16 protein-coding genes are annotated in these 18,960 nt (G+C 71.4%); 7 read left to right on the top strand and 9 right to left on the bottom strand.

All coding sequences use genetic code 11. From position 1 onward, the window contains the following. Positions 1-671 precede the first annotated feature (671 nt). The 7 genes from ASE25_RS17860 to ASE25_RS17830 form a co-directional block, all read right to left on the bottom strand. Complete coding sequence (locus ASE25_RS17860; RefSeq protein ID WP_056826884.1) at positions 672-1,961, bottom strand: thymidine phosphorylase; 1,290 nt, start codon at positions 1,959-1,961, stop codon at positions 672-674. A gap of 56 nt (positions 1,962-2,017) precedes the next feature. After that, positions 2,018-2,371, bottom strand: a complete 354-nt coding sequence (locus ASE25_RS17855) for a cytidine deaminase (protein WP_235508742.1) — start codon at positions 2,369-2,371, stop codon at positions 2,018-2,020. 80 nt (positions 2,372-2,451) lie between these two features. Continuing rightward, the gene (locus ASE25_RS17850; RefSeq protein WP_056826882.1) at positions 2,452-3,720 is read right to left on the bottom strand and encodes an ABC transporter permease; all 1,269 of its coding nucleotides are present in this window, start codon (positions 3,718-3,720) and stop codon (positions 2,452-2,454) included. Continuing rightward, complete coding sequence (locus ASE25_RS17845) at positions 3,717-4,835, bottom strand: ABC transporter permease (RefSeq protein ID WP_056778617.1); 1,119 nt, start codon at positions 4,833-4,835, stop codon at positions 3,717-3,719. Before ASE25_RS17845 ends, ASE25_RS17850 begins: the two co-directional genes overlap by 4 nt. Beyond that, positions 4,832-6,475 carry an ABC transporter ATP-binding protein gene (locus tag ASE25_RS17840; protein ID WP_082619943.1) on the bottom strand — a complete coding sequence of 548 codons (1,644 nt, stop codon included), beginning with the start codon at positions 6,473-6,475 and terminating at the stop codon, positions 4,832-4,834. The genes ASE25_RS17845 and ASE25_RS17840 overlap by 4 nt, the downstream gene beginning before the upstream one ends. 103 nt (positions 6,476-6,578) lie before the next feature. Then, a complete protein-coding gene (locus ASE25_RS17835) occupies positions 6,579-7,649 on the bottom strand; it encodes a BMP family protein (RefSeq protein WP_056778613.1) in 1,071 nt (356 codons plus the stop codon). 112 nt (positions 7,650-7,761) lie between these two features. After that, the gene (locus tag ASE25_RS17830) at positions 7,762-9,021 is read right to left on the bottom strand and encodes an amidohydrolase (protein ID WP_056778610.1); all 1,260 of its coding nucleotides are present in this window, start codon (positions 9,019-9,021) and stop codon (positions 7,762-7,764) included. Between the two features lie 82 nt (positions 9,022-9,103). On the opposite strand from ASE25_RS17830, the gene ASE25_RS17825 reads away from it, so the two are divergent. From ASE25_RS17825 to ASE25_RS23830, 4 genes are all read left to right on the top strand, one after another. After that, positions 9,104-9,820 carry a (2Fe-2S)-binding protein gene (locus ASE25_RS17825; RefSeq protein ID WP_056826881.1) on the top strand — a complete coding sequence of 239 codons (717 nt, stop codon included), beginning with the start codon at positions 9,104-9,106 and terminating at the stop codon, positions 9,818-9,820. Between the two features lie 10 nt (positions 9,821-9,830). After that, positions 9,831-10,781, top strand: a complete 951-nt coding sequence (locus ASE25_RS17820) for a pseudouridine-5'-phosphate glycosidase (protein ID WP_056826880.1) — start codon at positions 9,831-9,833, stop codon at positions 10,779-10,781. Continuing rightward, positions 10,778-11,659 carry a carbohydrate kinase family protein gene (locus tag ASE25_RS17815; RefSeq protein WP_056826879.1) on the top strand — a complete coding sequence of 294 codons (882 nt, stop codon included), beginning with the start codon at positions 10,778-10,780 and terminating at the stop codon, positions 11,657-11,659. The genes ASE25_RS17820 and ASE25_RS17815 overlap by 4 nt, the downstream gene beginning before the upstream one ends. Positions 11,660-12,106: 447 nt before the next feature. Beyond that, the gene (locus ASE25_RS23830) at positions 12,107-12,739 is read left to right on the top strand and encodes a DUF559 domain-containing protein (protein ID WP_157623492.1); all 633 of its coding nucleotides are present in this window, start codon (positions 12,107-12,109) and stop codon (positions 12,737-12,739) included. 80 nt (positions 12,740-12,819) lie between these two features. Here the strand turns inward: ASE25_RS23830 and ASE25_RS17805 are convergent, their stop codons facing one another. Then, entirely contained in the window at positions 12,820-14,412 is a 1,593-nt protein-coding gene (locus ASE25_RS17805) for a methylmalonyl-CoA mutase (RefSeq protein WP_056778727.1), read from the bottom strand. Between the two features lie 162 nt (positions 14,413-14,574). Further along, a complete protein-coding gene (locus ASE25_RS17800; protein WP_235508739.1) occupies positions 14,575-15,093 on the bottom strand; it encodes a GbsR/MarR family transcriptional regulator in 519 nt (172 codons plus the stop codon). Between the two features lie 83 nt (positions 15,094-15,176). Here ASE25_RS17800 and ASE25_RS17795 point away from each other — a divergent pair, with 83 nt between their 5' ends. The 3 genes from ASE25_RS17795 to ASE25_RS17785 all read left to right on the top strand — a co-directional run bounded on the left by ASE25_RS17795 (position 15,177) and on the right by ASE25_RS17785 (position 18,908). Beyond that, complete coding sequence (locus ASE25_RS17795; RefSeq protein ID WP_056826877.1) at positions 15,177-16,082, top strand: ABC transporter ATP-binding protein; 906 nt, start codon at positions 15,177-15,179, stop codon at positions 16,080-16,082. After that, positions 16,079-17,707, top strand: a complete 1,629-nt coding sequence (locus tag ASE25_RS17790; protein WP_056826876.1) for an ABC transporter permease — start codon at positions 16,079-16,081, stop codon at positions 17,705-17,707. The genes ASE25_RS17795 and ASE25_RS17790 overlap by 4 nt, the downstream gene beginning before the upstream one ends. 112 nt (positions 17,708-17,819) lie before the next feature. After that, positions 17,820-18,908, top strand: coding sequence for a mannose-1-phosphate guanylyltransferase (locus ASE25_RS17785; protein WP_056778594.1), 1,089 nt, complete (start codon positions 17,820-17,822; stop codon positions 18,906-18,908). The last annotated feature ends 52 nt before the right edge of the window (positions 18,909-18,960 follow it).

The raw sequence follows: 18,960 nt of genomic DNA, 5'->3' as shown, positions 1-18,960 counted from the left end.
TGAGCAAACTTTGAACCCATGAAGGGCTCGAAAACCTGACTGAAGTCGAACAACCAGCTCAAAAAGCTAGAAGTTCAATTCAACCAAAGGATAATTCGCCCAAAACCACGACCGTCACCACGCCACTAGAGGACGAAGATCAACCGGCCAGGCCTCGGGACGAGGTAATTGGCATCGATTTTTGACACGCTGTTGAGTTCTCAAGAATCGGACACACACCATCAACCACCTCAACGAGGAGGCCTCCGGGGCAACCCTTNCCAGGCCTCGGGACGAGGTAATTGGCATCGATTTTTGACACGCTGTTGAGTTCTCAAGAATCGGACACACACCATCAACCACCTCAACGAGGAGGCCTCCGGGGCAACCCTTCAAACTTACCCGCCGCGCCCCACCGAGTCAAACCACGGTGATGCGGGCGGAACCTGCTCTCCGGAGCAGACCCGACTGGGTCGGACACTCCGGACACTCGTCAGACCCCGGGACCGGCCAGCTTCGCTCGGTGATCTCTCACCGCCGCGGTGGCGTCCGTTCCTCCCTGTCGGGCTGACGAAGAGAACAGTAGCCCGGTCCCCCGGGATTCCCCAAATCGCCCCCGGCACAGCGCCACAGACCCGTGGTGGCCGGTCTGTCGGAGCATCCGCCGACCACCACGGACGGGCACGCGAGAGTCAGGAGACCCGGTCGATGACGATCGGGGGCAGGTCCGGCCGCGACCCCTCGGGGGCGATCGTGAAGCCGCCCTCGAGCGCCTCGAGCGCCCGGGCGAACCGCTCCGGCTCGTCGGTGTGCAGCGTCATGAGCGGCTCTCCCCCACGGACGGTCGCGCCGGGCTTGTGATGCAGCTCGACACCCGCCCCGGCCTGGACCGGGTCCTCCTTGCGGGCCCGCCCGGCGCCGAGGCGCCACGCGGCGACCCCGACAGCGAGGGCGTCCAGCTGGACGAGCACCCCGTCGGCCGGCGCGAGCACGTGGTGGGTCTCCTTGGCCGTCGGCAGCTCCGCGTCGGGGTCTCCCCCCTGGGCGCGGATCATCCGACGCCAGACGTCCATCGCCCGGCCGTCCGCGAGCACGTCCGCCGGGTCGATGTCGGAGCGGCCCGCACCCGCGACCATCTCCCGCGCGAGGGCGAGCGTGAGCTCGACGACGTCACCCGGGCCCCCGCCGGCGAGCACCTCGACGGACTCCCGCACCTCGAGCGCGTTGCCCGCCGTGAGCCCGAGCGGAGTCTCCATGTTCGTGAGCAGGGCGACCGTGTGCACGCCGGCATCGGTGCCGAGGCGGACCATGGTCTCCGCGAGCTCGCGGGCCTGCCCGAGCTCCTTCATGAACGCGCCCGACCCGACCTTGACGTCGAGGACGAGGGACCCGGTGCCCTCGGCGATCTTCTTGCTCATGATGGAGGTCGCGATGAGGGGCACGCAGGAGACGGTCCCCGTGACGTCGCGCAACGCATACAGCTTCTTGTCGGCCGGGGCGAGGCCCGTGCCGGCGGCGCAGATGACGGCGCCGACGTCCTCGAGCTGGGCCATCATCTGCTCGTTGGACACGTCGGCCCCCCACCCGGGGATCGACTCGAGCTTGTCGAGCGTGCCGCCCGTGTGCCCGAGGCCGCGGCCCGAGAGCTGCGGGACCGCGACGCCGCAGGCTGCGACGATCGGCGCCAGGGGAAGGGTGATCTTGTCGCCCACTCCCCCGGTCGAGTGCTTGTCGCTCGTGGGGCGGGACAGTCCCGAGAAGTCGAGCCGCTCACCCGAGCGGATCATCGCGTCGGCCCAGCGGGCGATCTCGCGCGGGTTCATCCCGTTGAGGTAGATCGCCATCGCGAGCGCCGACATCTGCTCCTCGGCGACGGCGCCCCTCGTGTACGCGTCGATGACCCAGTCGATCTGGGCGTCGGACAGCTCGGCCCGGTCGCGCTTGGCGGAAATGACGTCTACGGCATCGAAGGCTTCACTCACGGGACCATCATGTCCCAGCGCCGTCGGTGCCGGAGCACGACCGGGAGCGGACGTGTTCAGCCCTCGGCGTGACGCAGGTCCTCGGCCCCGAACGCCTGCGGCAGGACCGCCGACATCGGGAGCACGCCCTCGGGGGTCATGAGCAGGCACCGGGGCCCGCCGTTCTCCCAGAGGAGCTGCCGGCAGCGACCGCACGGCATGAGAGCCTGACCGTCGCCCCCCACGCAGAAGACCGCGGTGAGGCGTCCGCCACCCGTGGCGTGCAGCTCGGACACCATGCCGCACTCGGCACAGAGAGCCACGCCGTAGGCGGCGTTCTCGACGTTGCAGCCGGCGACGACCCGCCCGTCGTCGACGAGGCCGGCGACACCGACGCGGAACCGGGAGTAGGGCGCGTACGCCCGCTCCATGAGCTCGACCGCGCGCAGGCGCAGCGACTCCCAGTCGACCGCGTCGGAGGTGCTGGGCTGCGGACTCGTCGTGTCGGCCACTAGTGCCCCTCGCCCTTGCGGTAGATCTGCCCGTCGGCCGCCGGCATGCGCAGGCGTTGCGAGGCGAACGCCAGCACGAGCAGGGTCGTGACGTAGGGCAGCGTGCTCGACAGCTCCGGCGGCACGATGTCGGTCAGGGCGTACCAGGCACCGACGATCACACCGACGGCGAGGGCGATGACGCCCTGCACCACGCGGCCCTTGCGGACGATCTGCCAGATCCCGATGCCGACGAGCAGCACCGCGAGCAGCAGGAGGAAGGCGTGGACGGTCGTGCCGCCACCGCGCAGCTGGGCCGCGTCGGTGTAGCCGAAGAGCACCGAACCGGCCATCAGACCGCCGGGGCGCCAGTTGCCGAAGATCATGGCTGCGAGGCCGATGTAGCCACGACCACCCGTCTGCCCGTCCCGGAACACGTTGGCCGCGACGAGGGCGAGGAAGCCACCGCCGAGACCGGCCAGACCGCCCGAGACGAGGACGGCCAGGAACTTGTAGCGCAGCACGTTGACACCGAGCGACTCGGCCGCGACCGGGGACTCGCCGACGGAGCGCAGACGCAGGCCGAAGGTCGAGCGCCACAGGATGTAGGCCGTCGCGATGAAGAGCAGGACGGCGAGGATCGTCACGACCGACACGTTGGTGCAGAAGGCACGGAGCACGCCGGCGAGGTCGGAGATGAAGAAGATGTGCTTCTGCTCCAGCTCACCGAGGGCGTCGGACAGGCCCGGGATGCTGATCGTCGGCAGCTCCTCGAGCGGCGGCGACTGCGTCGGGCCGCCACCCGGGAGGGTGCTGAAGAAGCGCACCGAGAGGTACTTCGCGAAGCCGAGCGCCACGATGTTGAGCGCCACACCCGAGACGATGTGGTCGACGCCGAAGGTCACCGTCGCGATGGCGTGGATGAGTCCACCGACCGCGCCGCCGATGACCGCTCCGACGAGACCCCACCACGGGCCGAGGTGGTAGCCGAGGAAACCGGCACCCCAGGTGCCGAGGATCATCATGCCCTCGAGGCCGATGTTGACGACGCCGGCGCGCTCGGACCAGAGACCGCCGAGACCGGCGAGGGCGATGGGCACGGCGAGTCCGAAGGCCGCGATGAGCAGCCCGGACGAGTCGACGTCGTTGGCGCCGGTGACGACACGGAGGATCGAGAGCACGAGCACGGCACCGAGGCCGACCCCGACCCACTGGAGCGGGCTCAGGCGGAGCCGGCGCGGGGTGGCGGTGACCTTCTCGACGCCGGCGTCCAGACCAGTGACACTCATGCCGTCGCTCCTTCCGGGGTGGGGGCATCGGATCTCGTCGCGGCCAGCTCCCTCGCCACCCGCTGCTGCTCGAGGCGCACGTCGGCGCGACGGATCAGCTCGTAGGCGATGACGACGGCGAAGAGGATCACGCCCTGGATGATGAAGACGACCTCGGAGGCGACCCCGGCGCGGATCTGCAGCGCGTTGCTCTGCACGTCGAGGAACGACCACAGCAGGGCCGCGGCCGCGATGCCGAGCGGGTGGTTGCGACCGAGCAGCGCGATGCCGATGCCGGCGAAGCCGAGTCCGGCCTGGAACGTCGTGCCGTAGCTGTGGTCCTGACCGAAGAGCAGCGGCATGCCGATGAGGCCCGCCAGAGCACCGGAGGCGATCATCGTGGTGACGACCATGCGCGGCACCTTGACGCCGCTGGCGACCGCGGCGCTCTCGGAGCGGCCCGTCGCGCGCAGGTCGAAGCCGAACCGGGTCTTGTTGATGACGAACCAGTAGAGGGCGCCGACGAGCACGGCGAGCAGGATGAGCGTGTAGACCTTGTTGGTCGCGCCCGGGATGAGGCCGAGACCGTCGAGCTGCGAGGACTCGGGGATCGGCTTCGTCGAGATGCTGTTGCTGCCCTGCTGCTTGACCGCGACCTTGAGCAGCAGCCACTGCACGACGCCGGTCGCGATCGCATTGAGCATGATCGTGCTGATCACCTCGGAGATGCCGCGGCGGACCTTGAGGTAGGCGGCGATGCTCGCCCAGAGGCCTCCGGCGACCATCGCCACGACGATCGTCAGGAGGACGTTGAGCGGGCCGGGGAACCAGGCCTGACCGGCGAAGGCCGCTCCGGCGAAGACCGCGACGCGGTACTGACCGTCGACGCCGATGTTGAAGAGGTTCATCCGGAAGCCGACCGCGACCGCGACGGCCGAGAGGTAGTAGACCGTGGCGCCGTTGACGATCTGGACGAGCTGTCGCGGCTTGGGCCAGCTGAGGATCGTCTGCCAGACCTCGACCACCGGGTCCCCGAGGAGCAGCAGGATGGCCGAGGTCACGAGGAACGCGACGACGAGCGCGAGCACGGGCGCCGCGACGGCGAGGAGGAGCTTGCGGGGGCTGAACGTGCTCATCGGGTCTCCTCCGGGTTGGCAGCAGCTCCGGTCATGGCCGCACCGAGGTCCTCGGCGGTGACGGTGTCGGGGTCGAACGTGCCGGTGAGCCGCCCGCGCAGGATCACCTCGATGGTGTCGGAGAGTCCGATCAGCTCCTCGAGGTCGGCCGAGATGAGCAGGACGGCGAGGCCGTCGCGCCGCGCCTGGCGGATGATGTCCCAGATGCTCGACTGGGCGCCGACGTCGACACCGCGCGTCGGGTGTGCGGCGACGAGCACCTTGGGCTGGTGGCTCATCTCGCGGCCGACGATGAGCTTCTGCTGGTTGCCGCCGGAGAGCGACCCCGCCTTGACGTTGATCGAGGGTGTGCGGACGTCGTACTCCTTGACGATCCGCTCGGTGTCGGCCTTGGCCCCCGCGGCGTTGATGATGAAGCCGCGGACGTTCGGCTCCTCGGTCTGGTGGCCGAGGATGCGGTTCTCCCAGAGCGGGGCCTCGAGGAGCAGGGCGTGCCGCTGGCGGTCCTCGGGGATGTAGGCGACGCCGGCCTCCCGGATCTCCCGCGTGCGCCAGTCGGAGATGTCGGTGTCGCCGAGGAAGACGAGCCCGGACGTGGGCTCGCGCATCCCCATGATGACCTCGACGAGCTCGGCCTGGCCGTTGCCCTCGACGCCGGCGATGCCCAGCACCTCACCCGCGTGGATGGTCAGCGAGATGCCGTCGAGCACGTTGCGGCCGGCACCGGCGCCCGCGAGGACGATGTCCTCGATGCGCAGCACGACGCGGTCGGTGACCGTGGACTCCTCCGTCTGCGGGGTGGGGAGCTCGGCCCCGACCATGAGCTCGGCGAGCTGGCGCGCGTTGACCGACGACGGGTCGACGGTGTCGACGGTCGTGCCGCGTCGGATCACCGTGATGGAGTCGGCGACCGAGAGCACCTCGTCGAGCTTGTGCGAGATGAACAGGACGGTCAGGCCCTCGGACTTGAGCTCGCGGAGGTTGTCGAAGAGCTCGTCGACCTCCTGCGGCACGAGGACCGCGGTGGGCTCGTCGAGGATGATGATCTTGGCGCCGCGGTAGAGGACCTTGAGGATCTCGATGCGCTGGCGCGCACCGACCCCCAGGTCGTCCACCAGGGCGTCGGGGTCGACGTCGAGGCCGTACTCGTCCGAGATGCGCGTGATCTCGCGTCGGGCTGCGTCGCCGATGCCGTGCAGCTTCTCGGCGCCGAGGACGACGTTCTCGAGGACCGTGAAGTTGTCTGCGAGCTGGAAGTGCTGGAAGACCATGCCGATGCCGGCGGCGATGGCGTCGGCCGGCGAGTGCAGGTCGACGACTCGACCGCCGATGCTGATGGACCCCTCGTCCGGGCGCTGGACGCCGTAGAGGATCTTCATCAGCGTCGACTTGCCGGCGCCGTTCTCACCGACGATCGCGTGGACCGTGCCGCGCGCGACCGAGAAACCGATGTCCTTGTTGGCGACGACTCCGGGGAACCGCTTGGTGATCCCCTCGAGTTGAACGGCGGGGTGGGCGTCCGACGTCCCGTCGGGTCGCGCAGGTGCTGCGGTGATGGCGACAACTCCTCGTCCAGGCCCGGAGAGGAGTCCGGGCGGGTGGTTCGTGGGGCCGGGTCGAAGGACGTCCCGACCGACCACCGGAGCCGGGGACGGACACGGCCCGCGACGACGCTACCGCGCCGCCCGGGCCGTGTCGCCCCGCTCGGGGATCATTCAGAGGGGATCTCGAGGCTCTCGAGGATCAGGGTGCGGTCGGGACCTTGATCTCGCCCGCGATGATCTTCTGCTTGTAGTCGTCGAGCTTCGACTTGATGTCGTCGACCTTGCCACCGGTCGTGGCGTAGTCGACGCCGCCGGCCTTGAGGTCGTAGACCTTGTTGCCCGTGATGTCGGTGCCCGCGGCACCCGACTTGAGGAAGTCGTAGACCGCCACGTCGACCTTCTTGATCATCGAGGTGAGGATGACGTCGCGGACGTCCGGCGTGGCCGTCAGGGCCTGGTCGGAGTCGACACCGATGGCGAGCTTGCCAGCAGCCTTGGCGGCCGTGAAGACACCGCTGCCCGAGCCGCCCGCGGCGTGGTAGACCACGTCGGCGCCGCCCTGGTAGAGGCCCTCAGCGGCCGTCTTGCCCTTGGCGGGGTCGTTGAAGCCGGAGAAGTCCGGCGGCTGCGAGAGGTACTGGCTCTTGACGACGATCGACGGGTTGGCCGCCTTGGCGCCGGCGATGTAGCCCGCCTCGAACTTCTTGATGAGGTCGGTGGCGACGCCCCCGACGAAGCCGACCGTGTTGGTCTTGGACTTCAGCGCGGCGGCCGCACCGACGAGGAAGGAGCCCTGCTCCTCGGCGAAGGTCAGCTGGGCGACGTTGGCGCCGGCCGAGTCGGGGGACGCGTCGTCGATGATCGCGAACTTGACGTCGGGGTTGGCCTTGGCGACCGTGCCGATGGCCTTGGCGTAGGCGAAGCCGACACCGATGACGTGGGTCGCGCCCGCGTCGATGAACTGCTGCAGGCGCTCCTCGGTGGCAGCCTCGCTCTCACCGTTGACCTGCGTGGCCTCCTTGAACTCGACACCGAGGTCGGCCTTCGCCTTGTCGAGGCCCACGGCCGCCGACGCGTTGAAGGACTGGTCACCACGACCGCCGACGCCGTAGGCGATACCGACGACGATCTTCTTGCCGGCGGCCTGCGTGCCGGTGCTGCCGGCCGAGGTGTTGCTGCCCGCGGGCGTGTTGTCGCTGCTGCTGCCGCAGGCCGCGAGGCCCAGCGCGGCGGCGGCGACAACGGCCGCGACCTTGGTTGCGTGACGCAAGAGGTGCTCCTTAGATTCCGCGGGGCCGACGACGACATCGGCCCAGATAGCACGGAACTGTAGACCCCGGCACGACAAGATCTGTTCGGCTCGGGGGAAGTCGCAGGAAGTGTTACCGATCCGCGACCGCGCTCAGAGGAGAGACGCCCCCGAGGGCCGGTGTGCCGGCCAGTCGGGCGGCCGCCGCGAAGACGACACCGGCCAACGTCCGGGCCCCGACGACGATCGCGCCCTCGTCGACGACGAGGTCGCCCCGGTGCAGGTCGTAGGTCGGGCCGCCGGGTGAGCGGGTCCCGAGCCGGGCCATGGCGCCGGGCACGTGGGTGAGGTACCACGCGAAGTCCTCGCCGCCGAGCGACTGCGGCGTCGGCGCGACGAACGACCCGGTGCCGGTCACGGCGGCCGTGAGGGCGTCGATGCAGCCGGCGTCGTTGACGACCGGGGGCACGCCCTTGGTGATGAGCACGTCGGCCTGGACGGCATACGGCTTGACGACCTCGTGGACGACGGCCTCGAGGAGGCGCTCGACGCCCTCCCAGATGCCGGCGTCGAGCATGCGCAGCGTGCCGCCGACCTTGCCCGACGACGGGATGACGTTGTGCGCCCCGCCGGAGTGGATCGAGCCCCACACGAGAGCCGCGCCCGCGCGCGGGTCGAGTCGGCGTGACAGGACGGCCGGCACGTCGGTGACGACCTTGGCGAGGGCGTACGTGAGGTCCTGGGTGAGGTGCGGGCGCGACGTGTGGCCGCCCCGACCGGAGAGCGTGACCTCGATCTGGTCGGCGGCCGCGGTGATGGCGCCGACGCGCAGGCCCACCTGGCCCGCGTCGAGGTTGGGGTCGCAGTGGAGCGCGAAGATCCGGTCGACCCCGACGAGGCCGTCCTGGGCCACGACGTCCTCGGCGCCGCCGGGCATGAGCTCCTCGGCGGGCTGGAAGATCAGCCGCGCGCCGACGCCGGCCGAGGCGAGCCGCTCCTCGACCTCCTTGAGGGCGAGCGCCGCGCCGATGAGCGCGGTCGTGTGCACGTCGTGGCCGCACGAGTGGCTGACGCCGTCGGTCCGGGACGCGAACTCGAGGCCGGTCTGCTCACGGATCGGCAGGGCGTCGATGTCGGCGCGCAGCGCGATCCGGTGCGAGGGGTTCGTGGCGCCGAGGTCGGCGACGAGGCCCGTGCCGCGCAGTCGCCGGACGCCGATGCCGGCGCGCTCGAGACGCTCGGCGACGAGTGCCGTCGTGCGCACCTCGCCACGTCCGAGCTCCGGGTGCGTGTGCAGGTCGCGACGGATCGCGACCAGCTCCGCGGCATGCTGCTCGACGGTTCGGGCGATGGCCTCGAAGGGCAGCGAAGCGGAGCGGTCGGTCACGAGCACGGGAGTCTAGCGAGAGGATGGGGTCGACCCTCGCAGGCCGGGGTCACCGGGACCGGTCGGAGCACGGAGGGAGAGGTCACGCGTGGAGTCGGAGGCACCCACGGGGACGTCCCTCGGGACGGACGCCGTCCGGCACGTCGTCGGGCTCGTCGACCGGGCGATGCCCTTCACCACCGTGACGAGCCGGGTCTCCCCCGCGACCGTCTGGACCGCGGACGTGGTGGCGCACGTGCGGGCGGGTGCGGACCCGCTCGCGCCGTGGCGCTCGGCGCTCCACGTGCAGATGGAGCAGCGCAACGCGACGACGGTGCGGCCGCACGTGCCCGCCGCCTTCGTCCTCCAGTGGTGGTGCGAGGTGGCCGCCTCCCCGATGGCGTATGCCGCCGTGCTCGGTCCCTGGCTCCTCGTGCCGTCGGGCGCCGGGCTCGGTTTCGAGCTCGCGCCCGGCCTCGACCCGTTCCGCATCGTCGTCGCCCCCGAGCGGACCTCGCTGGCCGTCGACGACGACCCGGCGCGGCGTCTGGAACGGGCCCGGACCGCATACCTCGCGCTCGTCTCGGAGGTCGTGACGGCATACGCCCCCGACGTGCGGATGGGCTCGCGGCAGCGGTGGGGCGTGGTCGGCGACATGTGGGCGACGGCCGTGCGCCTCGCGCGCGGCGCGGCCGGGGAGAGCGTCGGCGCCGAGCCGACCCGGGTCTCGTGCTGCTTCATCTACGCGATCCCCGGGATGCGCGAGTGCGCCGCGTGCCCCCGCAGCGGGCGGGGCCACGCGGGTCCCCGGAGGGCGCCGAACTAGGCTCTGCGCCATGCCGCAGCGCCTTCCGGAGTCCGACCTGCTCGTCGTCCACGAGGAGGTGCGCGAGGCGCTCGATGCCGGGGTCGGTGTCGTCGCCCTCGAGAGCACCATCCTCGCCCACGGCCTCCCCCACCCCGACAACATCGAGATCGGTGGGCAGATCGAGGGCGCCGTGCGCGCGGGCGGGTCGGTGCCCGCGACGATCGCCGTGCTCGACGGCGTCGTGCACATCGGCCTCGGGGCTGCCGAGGTCGAGCGCGTGTGCACCGACCCGGACATCGCCAAGCTGTCGGTCCGTGACGTGGGCGTCGCTGCGGCACTTGGATTTTCGGGAGCGACAACGGTCGCTTCGACGTCCGCGCTCGCACACCTCGCGGGCATCCGGGTGTTCGCGACCGGTGGGCTCGGCGGCGTGCACCGCGGGGCGTCCGAGACCTTCGACGTCTCCGCCGACCTCGGGGTCATCGCGACCACGCCGGTGCTCGTCGTGTGCGCCGGGGTCAAGTCGATCCTCGACGTGGCCGGCACGCTCGAGACGCTCGAGACGCTGTCGGTGCCGGTGCTCGGCTACCGGACCGACGCGTTCCCCGGCTTCTACCTCTCGGACTCCGGGCAGCCCGTGCCGTGGCGGGTCGAGTCCGCGGCCGAGGCCGCACGGGTCGTCGTCGCCCGGGGTCGCCTCGGGACCGACGCCGCCGGTGTGGTCCTCGCGAACCCGCTGCCCGCCGACCGTCAGGTCGAGCGCGGACTGCACGACCGGCTCGTCGAGGAGGGGCTCGCGCTCCTCGAGCGCGAGGGCGTGCACGGCAAGGACGTCACGCCGCGGCTGCTCGAGTACTTCCACGACCACTCCGGCGGCGAGTCGCTCCGCGCCAACGTCGAGCTCGTCCTGTCGAACGCGCGCCTCGCGGGAGAGGTGGCGACCGAGGTCGCGTCCCAGCTCGCGACCCGGTCGGCATGACGACGCGGCCGGTCGTCGTCGTCGGCGACGTCGGGCTCGACGTCATCACCCGCCCCTCGGGCGACATCCGGTGGCACTCCGACACCCCGTCGGCCGTCGCCCTCGTGCCGGGCGGGGCCGGTGCCAACTCCGCCTCGTGGCTGGCCGGCCTCGGGGCCGACGTGACCCTCGTGGCCCGCATCGGCGACGACGCCGCGGGAACGACCTGCCGACGCGAGCTCGAGTCCGCCGGCGTCACCTGCGCGTTCGCGGTCGACGCCAGGCTGCCGACGTGCATGGTCGTCATCCTGCTCGACGCCCACGGTGACCGGACGATGTTTCCCGACCGTGGCGCCAACAAGGCCTTCGCGGTAGCGGACGTCGACCTCGCCTCGCTGGGGCTCCCAGCCGAGCCTCGGCCGCACCTGCACCTGTCGGGCTACGTGCTCTTCGACGCCGGGTCGCGTGCGGCCGGTCTCGAGTCGCTGCGCCAGGCGCGGTCGCTCGGGTGGACGACGTCGGTCGACCCGCAGTCGCCGGCCCTCATCGAGCGGGAAGGCGTCGACACCTTCCTCGGTTGGGTGACGGGCGTGGACCTGCTGCTGCCCAACGAGAACGAGGTCGCCGCGCTCGGAGGACTGGCCGCGATCCTGGGGCACACGAGCGAGGTCGTCGCGACGTACGGCGCGGCCGGGGCCCGGTGGGTCGGTGCCGACGGCGTCGACGAGTCGGCCGAGGCGCCGGTCGTCGAGAACGTCGACGCCACCGGGTGCGGTGACGCCTTCAACGCCGGGCTCCTGTCGGCCTGGCTCGGCGGCCAGGACCGGACCAGCGCGTTGCGGGCCGGGGTCGCGGCCGGCAGCGCCGCGGCAGCGCGCGTGGGCGCCCGGCCCGGCTGAACGGCATACGCCCCCGGTCCGCCACCGGGTCAACCAACAGGCAGCAGGCCGCACACGGGCTTCACCGGCGCGCTGGCCGCCCGACGTCCTGTCGGTCGACCCTGTGGACGGACGGCCCACGGGCGTCAGCCGGCGGGACACGCTGAGGTATGCCGTACCTGCGTCCCGAGACCGCCCTCGCCCGACTGGGAGGCATCGCCCGCCGTGACCGGCTCCGGGCGCTGACCCACTGGCGGCGGATCGACGCGGCGCTCGCCGAAGGGGGCGTCGTGCGGGTGGCGCACGGGTGGTACAGCCTCCCGCTCGCGCAGAGCGGTCGGCGGGAGGCGCTGCGCCTGACGGGCACGGCCTCACACACCACCGCAGCCAACCACTGGGGCTGGAAGGTCAAGACCGTCCCGGAACGACCCCATGTCACAGTGCGGCGCAAGCGTCACCTGACCCGTGATGCGCAGGCCGCCGCAGCCGTGCACTGGCGCGACCTCGACGTCGAGGACGTCATCGACGGCTGGGTCACCTCGCCGGTGCGCACCGTCATCGACTGCTGCCTCGACCTGCCGTTCGACGAGGCGCTCGCCGTGGCCGACTCGGCTCTGCGTTCCGGCCTCGGACGAGGGCCCGTCGTGGAGCGCGCGGCGTGGCTGGGTCCGCGACAGCGCAGTCGGGTGGCTCGGGTCATGGGGGCAGCGGACCGTCGTGCGGCCAACCCCTTCGAGAGCGTGCTGCGCGCCATCGCCCAGGAGGTGGCCGGCCTCGTCGTCGAGCCGCAGACACGCATCCGCTACGACAGCTTCTACGCCCGCGTCGACCCTGGCCGACGAGGACCTGCGGATCGTCCTGGAGGCGGACAGCCACGAGTTCCACTCGGAGCGGAAGGCGTTCGACCGGGACTGCCGCCGCTACAACGGCCTCGTCACTCGCGACTGGCTCGTGCTCCGGTTCACCTGGGAGCAGGTGATGTTCGAGCCGGACGTGGTGCGGCGTGCCATCGAGGACGTCGTCGCGCTGCGTCGCTCCCAGGGCCTGCGTCGGCTCAGGACGGGTCAGGTAACAGGTCCGAACCGGCGAAAGGGCCGCTGAGGCCTGGTTTTCGGGTTGCGGCCGGTTGGTTGACCCGGCCGGTCGGGTCGACGGCGTACGGCTGGCATATGCCGTGTGGCTCAGAAGGTCTCGCGGGGCTGGTAGGTGCCCCAGACCGCGCGGAGGGCGTGGGCGACCTCGCCGCCCGTGGCGCGCGCCGCGAGCGCCTCCTTCATCGGGTAGAGGACGTTGTCGGTGCCGCGCGCTGCGTCCTGGAGCTTCGCGAGCGCCGCTGCCACGGCGTCGTTGTCGCGGTCAGCGCGCAGGGCCTCGAGCCGGGCGCGCTGGTCGGCCTCGATCGTCGGGTCGACGCGGAGCGGCTCGTAGTGGTCCTCCTGATCGAGGACGAAGCGGTTCACGCCGACCACGGTGCGCTCAGCGTTGTCGATCTCGAGCTGGACGCGGTACGCCGATCGCTCGATCTCGCCCTTCTGGAAGCCCTGCTCGATGGCCGCGACCGCACCGCCCTTGTCCTCGACAGCCTGGATGAGCGCGAGCGCCGCCTCCTCGATCTCGTCGGTCATCGACTCGACGACGTACGAACCGGCAAACGGGTCAACGGTTTTCGTCACGTCGGTCTCGTAGGCGATGACCTGCTGGGTGCGCAGCGCGAGCCGCGCGGCCTTCTCGGTCGGCAGGGCGATGGCCTCGTCGAAGGAGTTGGTGTGCAGTGACTGCGTGCCGCCGAGCACCGCTCCGAGACCCTGGAGCGCGACGCGGACGAGGTTGACCTCGGGCTGCTGGGCGGTCAGCTGGACGCCCGCGGTCTGCGTGTGGAAGCGCAGCATCATCGACTTCGGGTTCTGGGCACCGAACTCCTCCTTCATGATCCGCGCCCAGATGCGGCGGGCCGCGCGGAACTTCGCCACCTCCTCGATGAGGGTCGTGCGTGCGACGAAGAAGAAGGAGAGGCGCGGCGCGAAGTCGTCGACGTGCAGCCCGGCGGCCTGCGCGGCGCGGACGTACTCGACGGCGTTGGCGATCGTGAAGGCGATCTCCTGCACGGGCGTCGCCCCGGCCTCGGCCATGTGGTAGCCGGAGATGGAGATGGTGTTCCAGCGCGGCATCTCCTTGTGGCAGTAGGCGAAGATGTCGGCGATGAGGCGCAGGGACTCGCGCGGCGGGTAGATGTAGGTGCCGCGGGCGATGTACTCCTTGAGCACGTCGTTCTGGATCGTGCCGGTCAGCTGGTCACCGGCGACGCCCTGCTCCTCCGCGACGAGCTGGTAGAGCAGGAGCAGCGTCGAGCCGGGCGCGTTGATCGTCATCGACGTCGAGATCTTGTCGAGCGGCAGGCCGTCGAAGAGCGTGCGCATGTCGTCGAGGCTGTCGATGGCGACGCCGACCTTGCCGACCTCGCCGTGCGCGATGGCCTCGTCGGAGTCGTAGCCCATCTGCGTCGGCAGGTCGAAGGCGACGGACAGGCCGCCTGTGCCCGCCTTGACGAGCTGGTGGTAGCGCTGGTTGCTCTCCTTCGCGGTGCCGAAGCCGGCGTACTGGCGCATCGTCCACGGACGTCCGGTGTACATCGACGGGTAGACGCCGCGGGTGAAGGGGTAGCTGCCGGGCGCGCCGAGCTTGCTGTCGGCGTCGAAGCCGGCGAGGGCCGACGCGTCGTAGACGGGCTCGATGGGCAGGTCGGACTCGGAGCGCGCACCAGTGCTGTCAGCCATGTTGCCGAGCGTATCGGCGTGGCGGTCCGCCGCTGCCGCCCGCCGGTCGAACGTTGCCGATCTCACGTCACCGAGGGCGTATGCCGTCACCCCGGGTCCCGACGGAACGTGGCCTCTCGACGGGTTGGGACCCGCAGATAGTGGCCTCTCGACGGGTGAGGGTCAGGGGGTGACGGACGGCCAGGTGCGAGTGATCTCGGCCTTGTGGGCGGCCCACTCCCCCTCGAGCTCGCCGAGCCGGTCGCCGAGGAACTCGAGGAAGGCCACCGAGAGCTGCAGGCGCCGACCGGCCTCGGTGTCGAGGCCACCGACGGCGGGCACCCCCGCACGCAGGCTCGTCTCGATCTGGGCCAGCATCCGGTCGCGCGAGAGCATCGCGCCGTGCCAGGCGTCGGCCTGCACGACGTAGACGTCTCGGCGGGACCCGCGCTCGCGCTCCTTGCCGATGAGGTAGGTCTGGGTCAGGTAGCGCACGGCACCGGACACCGCGGCCGGGCTCACGTCGAGCGACTCCGTCAGCTCTGCAGCGGTCATCCGCCCGTCGTCGTCGGCGAGCAGCTGGGCGAAGACGCGTGCGGCCAGGCGCGGCATACCGGCGTCGGTGAGGGTGTCGCCGAGACGCTCCACGTAGGCCGAGACGGCCCGTTCATCGCGGCTCGACCGCTGTCGCACTGACGTCACCACTCCTCCTCCGTCGCGTGCACCGACCCTAACCCAACTCTCACAGCATTCAGTAAACCGTGAAAGTTGTGTACCGTCGATCCATGACCTCCGCCATTCAGGTCCACGACCTGCGCAAGACCTTCGGGCACACCGTCGCTCTCGACGGGCTCGACCTCGACGTGGCCACCGGTGAGATCCACGGCTTCCTCGGCCCCAACGGCGCCGGCAAGTCCACGACGATCCGCATCCTGCTCGGCCTGCTGCGCGCCGACGGCGGCAGCGCGACGCTGCTCGGCGGCGACCCGTGGCACGAGGTCGAGACGCTGCACCGCCGCCTCGCCTACGTCCCCGGCGACGTCGCCCTCTGGCCCAACCTCACCGGAGGTGAGGTCATCGACATCCTCGCCCGGCTCCGAGGGGGCGTGGACGAGAAGCGGCGCGCGTCGATGCTCGAACGGTTCGACCTCGACCCCACCAAGAAGGGTCGGTCCTACTCGAAGGGCAACCGGCAGAAGGTGGCCCTCGTCGCGGCCCTGAGCTCCGACGTCGAGCTGCTGCTGCTCGACGAGCCCACCTCGGGTCTCGACCCGCTCATGGAGGCCGTGTTCCGCGACGTCGTCCACGAGTTCCGCCAGGGCGGCGGCACGGTGCTCCTGTCGAGCCACATCCTCTCCGAGGTGGAGCAGGTGTGCGACCGCGTCAGCATCATCCGCGCCGGAGTCAACGTCGAGTCGGGCACCCTGACCGACCTGCGCCACCTGTCCCGCACGACCGTCCGGGCGACCCTCGCGCGCCCGGTCGACCCGGCCCTGCTCACCGGGCTCCCGGGCGTGGGCGACGTCGTCGTGTCCGGTGACCGGGTGACCTGCACCGTCGGCGGCGACGACCTCGGGCGCCTGCTCGAGGTGCTCGGGACCCACGGGATCACGGCCCTGACGAGCGCCCCGCCGACGCTCGAGGAGCTGTTCATGGACCAGTACCGCACGACGTCGACGGCGACATCGTGACCGCCCTGGCCGTCCCCGCACGTAAGGCCGGCGTCGGTCTGACCGGGACCACCTCGCTGCTGCGGCTCGCCGCCCGGCGCGACCGGGTGCTCGTCCCGGTGAGCGCGTTCGGCCTCGCCGCCTTCGTCGCCCTGTCGGCGAAGGCGACGTTCGCGCTCTTCCCCGATCTCGCGTCGGCGCAGCAGGGGATGGCCTCGACGCTCGCCAACCCGGCGCTCGTCGCGATGTACGGGCCGATCTCGAGCCTCAGCATCGACTCGATCGCGACGCTCAAGTCGGTGCTGCTCGGCGGCGTCTTCCTCGCGCTGCTCGCCTACGTCGTCGTCCGGCGCCACACGCGGACGGAGGAGGAGGCCGGGCGGCTCGAGCTGCTCGGTGCCGGCGTCGTCGGGCGCCGTGCCGCGCTGACGGCCGCCGTGCTGCTCGGCACGGCCGCCGTGCTGCTCACCGTCGTCCTCACGGTCGTCTGGTCGATCGCCGTCGGGCTCGACCCCGCCGGATCGGTCGCCCTCGGTGTCTCCTGGCTCGTCATGGGGCTGTCGTGGGTCGGCGTCACCGCGGTCGCCGCGCAGCTGACCTCAAGCACCCGTGGCACTGCTGCGTGGTCGCTCGGCGCGCTGGCCGTCGCCTTCCTCGTCCGGGCCGTGGGCGACACCGCCGGCGGCGACAGCCCGGCCCGCTTCCTGTCCTGGCTGTCGCCGCTCGGCTGGGGCGTCAAGGTGTCGCCCTACGGCGAGAACCGCTACTGGGTCGCGGTGCTCGGGCTCGCGCTCTACGCCGCACTCGTGGCCGCAGCCTTCGTGCTGCTCGACCGGCGGGACCTCGGGTCCGGGGTGCTGCCGAGCCGAGCCGGACACGACCGCAGCCCCGTCCGCACCGCCGGAGCCCTGACCCGGCGTCTGGCCCGCGGCACGCTCGTCGGCTGGGTCGTGGCGTACGCCGTCCTCGGCGTCGTCCTCGGGTCGATCGCGGGCAGCGTCGAGACGTTCGTCGACTCGCCCGAGGTCGCCGACATGCTGCGGGCCATGGGCGGCGACGCCGGCTCCATCACCGACATCTACTTCTCCACCGAGCTGCACTTCGCGGCCATCGGCGCGTCGGCCCTGGCCATCGCCCTCGTCACGAGGATGCACACCGAGGAGACGACGACGCGCCTCGAGTCCCTCCTCGCGACGCCGGTGCGACGCACCGGATGGGCCCTCGGACACATCGTCATCGCCGTCGTCGCCTCGGCCGTCGTCATGCTCGTCAGCGTCGTCGTGGCCGGCCTCGTCCACGGAGCCGACGTGGGCGACGTCGGCGGGACCGTGGGGCGCCTCGTCGGAGCCGCCCTCTCGACCCTCCCCGCCGTGTGGGTGGTCCTGGCCGTCGCCGTCCTGCTCTACGGCGCGCTCCCCCGCTTCACCGGCCTGGCCTGGGCCGCGCTCATCGTCTTCCTCCTGCTCGGTGAGTTCGGCGACCTGCTCGACCTGCCGGGCTGGCTCGTCGACCTCTCACCGTTCACGCACCTGCCGGCGCTGCCTGGCGGCACGGTCGGAGCCGCCCCCCTCGTGGGGCTCACCCTCGTCGCCGCCGCCCTCAGCGCGGCGGGGGTCGCGGCCCTGCGGCGTCGCGACATCGGCTGACCTCACCGCCGGTGGTCAGCCGGTCGCCGCCGATCGCCACCGGTCGCTGCCGGGGCACCGGCGCCTTCGGACGGGTTCGGGCATCGCCGGACGGGTCGGTACGGTGTCCCCCATGACAGGCATCCCCGGCTTCTGGGCCGTGATCCCCGCCGGCGGCTCGGGCACCCGGCTGTGGCCCATCTCGCGCCGCAGCTCGCCGAAGTTCCTGCACGACCTGACCGGGTCGGGGCAGTCGCTGCTGCGCGCCACGTGGGACCGCCTCGAGCCGCTCGTCGACGACCGGATCCTCGTCGTCACCGGGGTCGCCCACGAGGAGGCGGTGCGCCGCCAGCTGCCGATGCTCGGCTACGACGCCGTCATCGGCGAGCCGTCGCCCCGCGACTCGATGCCTGCCATCGGGCTCGCCGCCGCCGTCCTCGAGCGACGCGACCCCGAGGCCGTGCTCGGCTCGTTCGCCGCCGACCACGTCATCACCGAGCCCGACAACTTCCAGCGGGCCGTCGCGGAGGCCGTCGTCCTCGCCCGGCGCGGCGAGCTCGTCACCATCGGCATCGAGCCGACCGAGCCGGCCACCGGCTTCGGCTACATCCGGCTCGGCGCACCGCTCGACGTCGTCGGTGCCCCGAGCGCCCACCGCGTCGACGACTTCGTCGAGAAGCCCGACCTCGAGACCGCGACCCGCTACCTCGAGAGCGGCGAGTACCGCTGGAACGCAGGCATGTTCGTCGTCGGCGCGACCACCCTGCTCGAGCTGCTCGCCGAGAACCACGCCGAGATGGTCGACCACCTGCGCACCATCGCCGCAGACCCCCGCCGCATGCGGGACCTGTGGCCGTCGCTCCAGAAGATCGCCATCGACCACGCCGTCGCCGAGCCCGCTGCCGCCGCCGGCCGCGTCGCCGTCGTGCCCGCAGCCCTCGGCTGGGACGACGTGGGCGACTTCAACTCGCTCACCAAGCTCGTCGCCGAGTCGAGCGAGCTGCCGGGCATCACCGCCATCGGCCCGGCCGACGACATCATCAGCATCGACTCGACCGCCACGGTGTCGGCAGGGGGACGGCTCGTCGCGCTCATCGGCGTCGACGACATCGTCGTCATCGACACGCAGGACGCCCTGCTCATCACGCGGCCCGACCGCGCCCAGGAGGTCAAGAAGGTCGTCGAGACCCTGGCCGCCCGGGGCCGCACCGAGCTCCTCTGAGATCGTCCGGCTACCGGCTGGGATGACGACGTCCCACCGACCGACTCGCTCG

The organism is Terrabacter sp. Root85 (assembly GCF_001429185.1).
Classification (GTDB): domain Bacteria; phylum Actinomycetota; class Actinomycetes; order Actinomycetales; family Dermatophilaceae; genus Terrabacter.
Note: the sequence above shows the minus strand (reverse complement) of the source record. Positions and strands in the feature narration are given on the sequence as shown.

What these genes read in the sequence shown, in the direction of transcription:
- ASE25_RS17855 (WP_235508742.1), bottom strand. Translation starts at nt 2,371, where the DNA reads ATGGAGCGGGCGTACGCGCCCTACTCCCGGTTCCGCGTCGGTGTCGCC.
- ASE25_RS17850 (WP_056826882.1), bottom strand. Translation starts at nt 3,720, where the DNA reads ATGAGTGTCACTGGTCTGGACGCCGGCGTCGAGAAGGTCACCGCCACC.
- ASE25_RS17845 (WP_056778617.1), bottom strand. Translation starts at nt 4,835, where the DNA reads ATGAGCACGTTCAGCCCCCGCAAGCTCCTCCTCGCCGTCGCGGCGCCC.
- ASE25_RS17820 (WP_056826880.1), top strand. Translation starts at nt 9,831, where the DNA reads ATGCCGCAGCGCCTTCCGGAGTCCGACCTGCTCGTCGTCCACGAGGAG.
- ASE25_RS17815 (WP_056826879.1), top strand. Translation starts at nt 10,778, where the DNA reads ATGACGACGCGGCCGGTCGTCGTCGTCGGCGACGTCGGGCTCGACGTC.
- ASE25_RS23830 (WP_157623492.1), top strand. Translation starts at nt 12,107, where the DNA reads ATGCGCAGGCCGCCGCAGCCGTGCACTGGCGCGACCTCGACGTCGAGG.
- ASE25_RS17805 (WP_056778727.1), bottom strand. Translation starts at nt 14,412, where the DNA reads ATGGCTGACAGCACTGGTGCGCGCTCCGAGTCCGACCTGCCCATCGAG.
- ASE25_RS17795 (WP_056826877.1), top strand. Translation starts at nt 15,177, where the DNA reads ATGACCTCCGCCATTCAGGTCCACGACCTGCGCAAGACCTTCGGGCAC.
- ASE25_RS17785 (WP_056778594.1), top strand. Translation starts at nt 17,820, where the DNA reads ATGACAGGCATCCCCGGCTTCTGGGCCGTGATCCCCGCCGGCGGCTCG.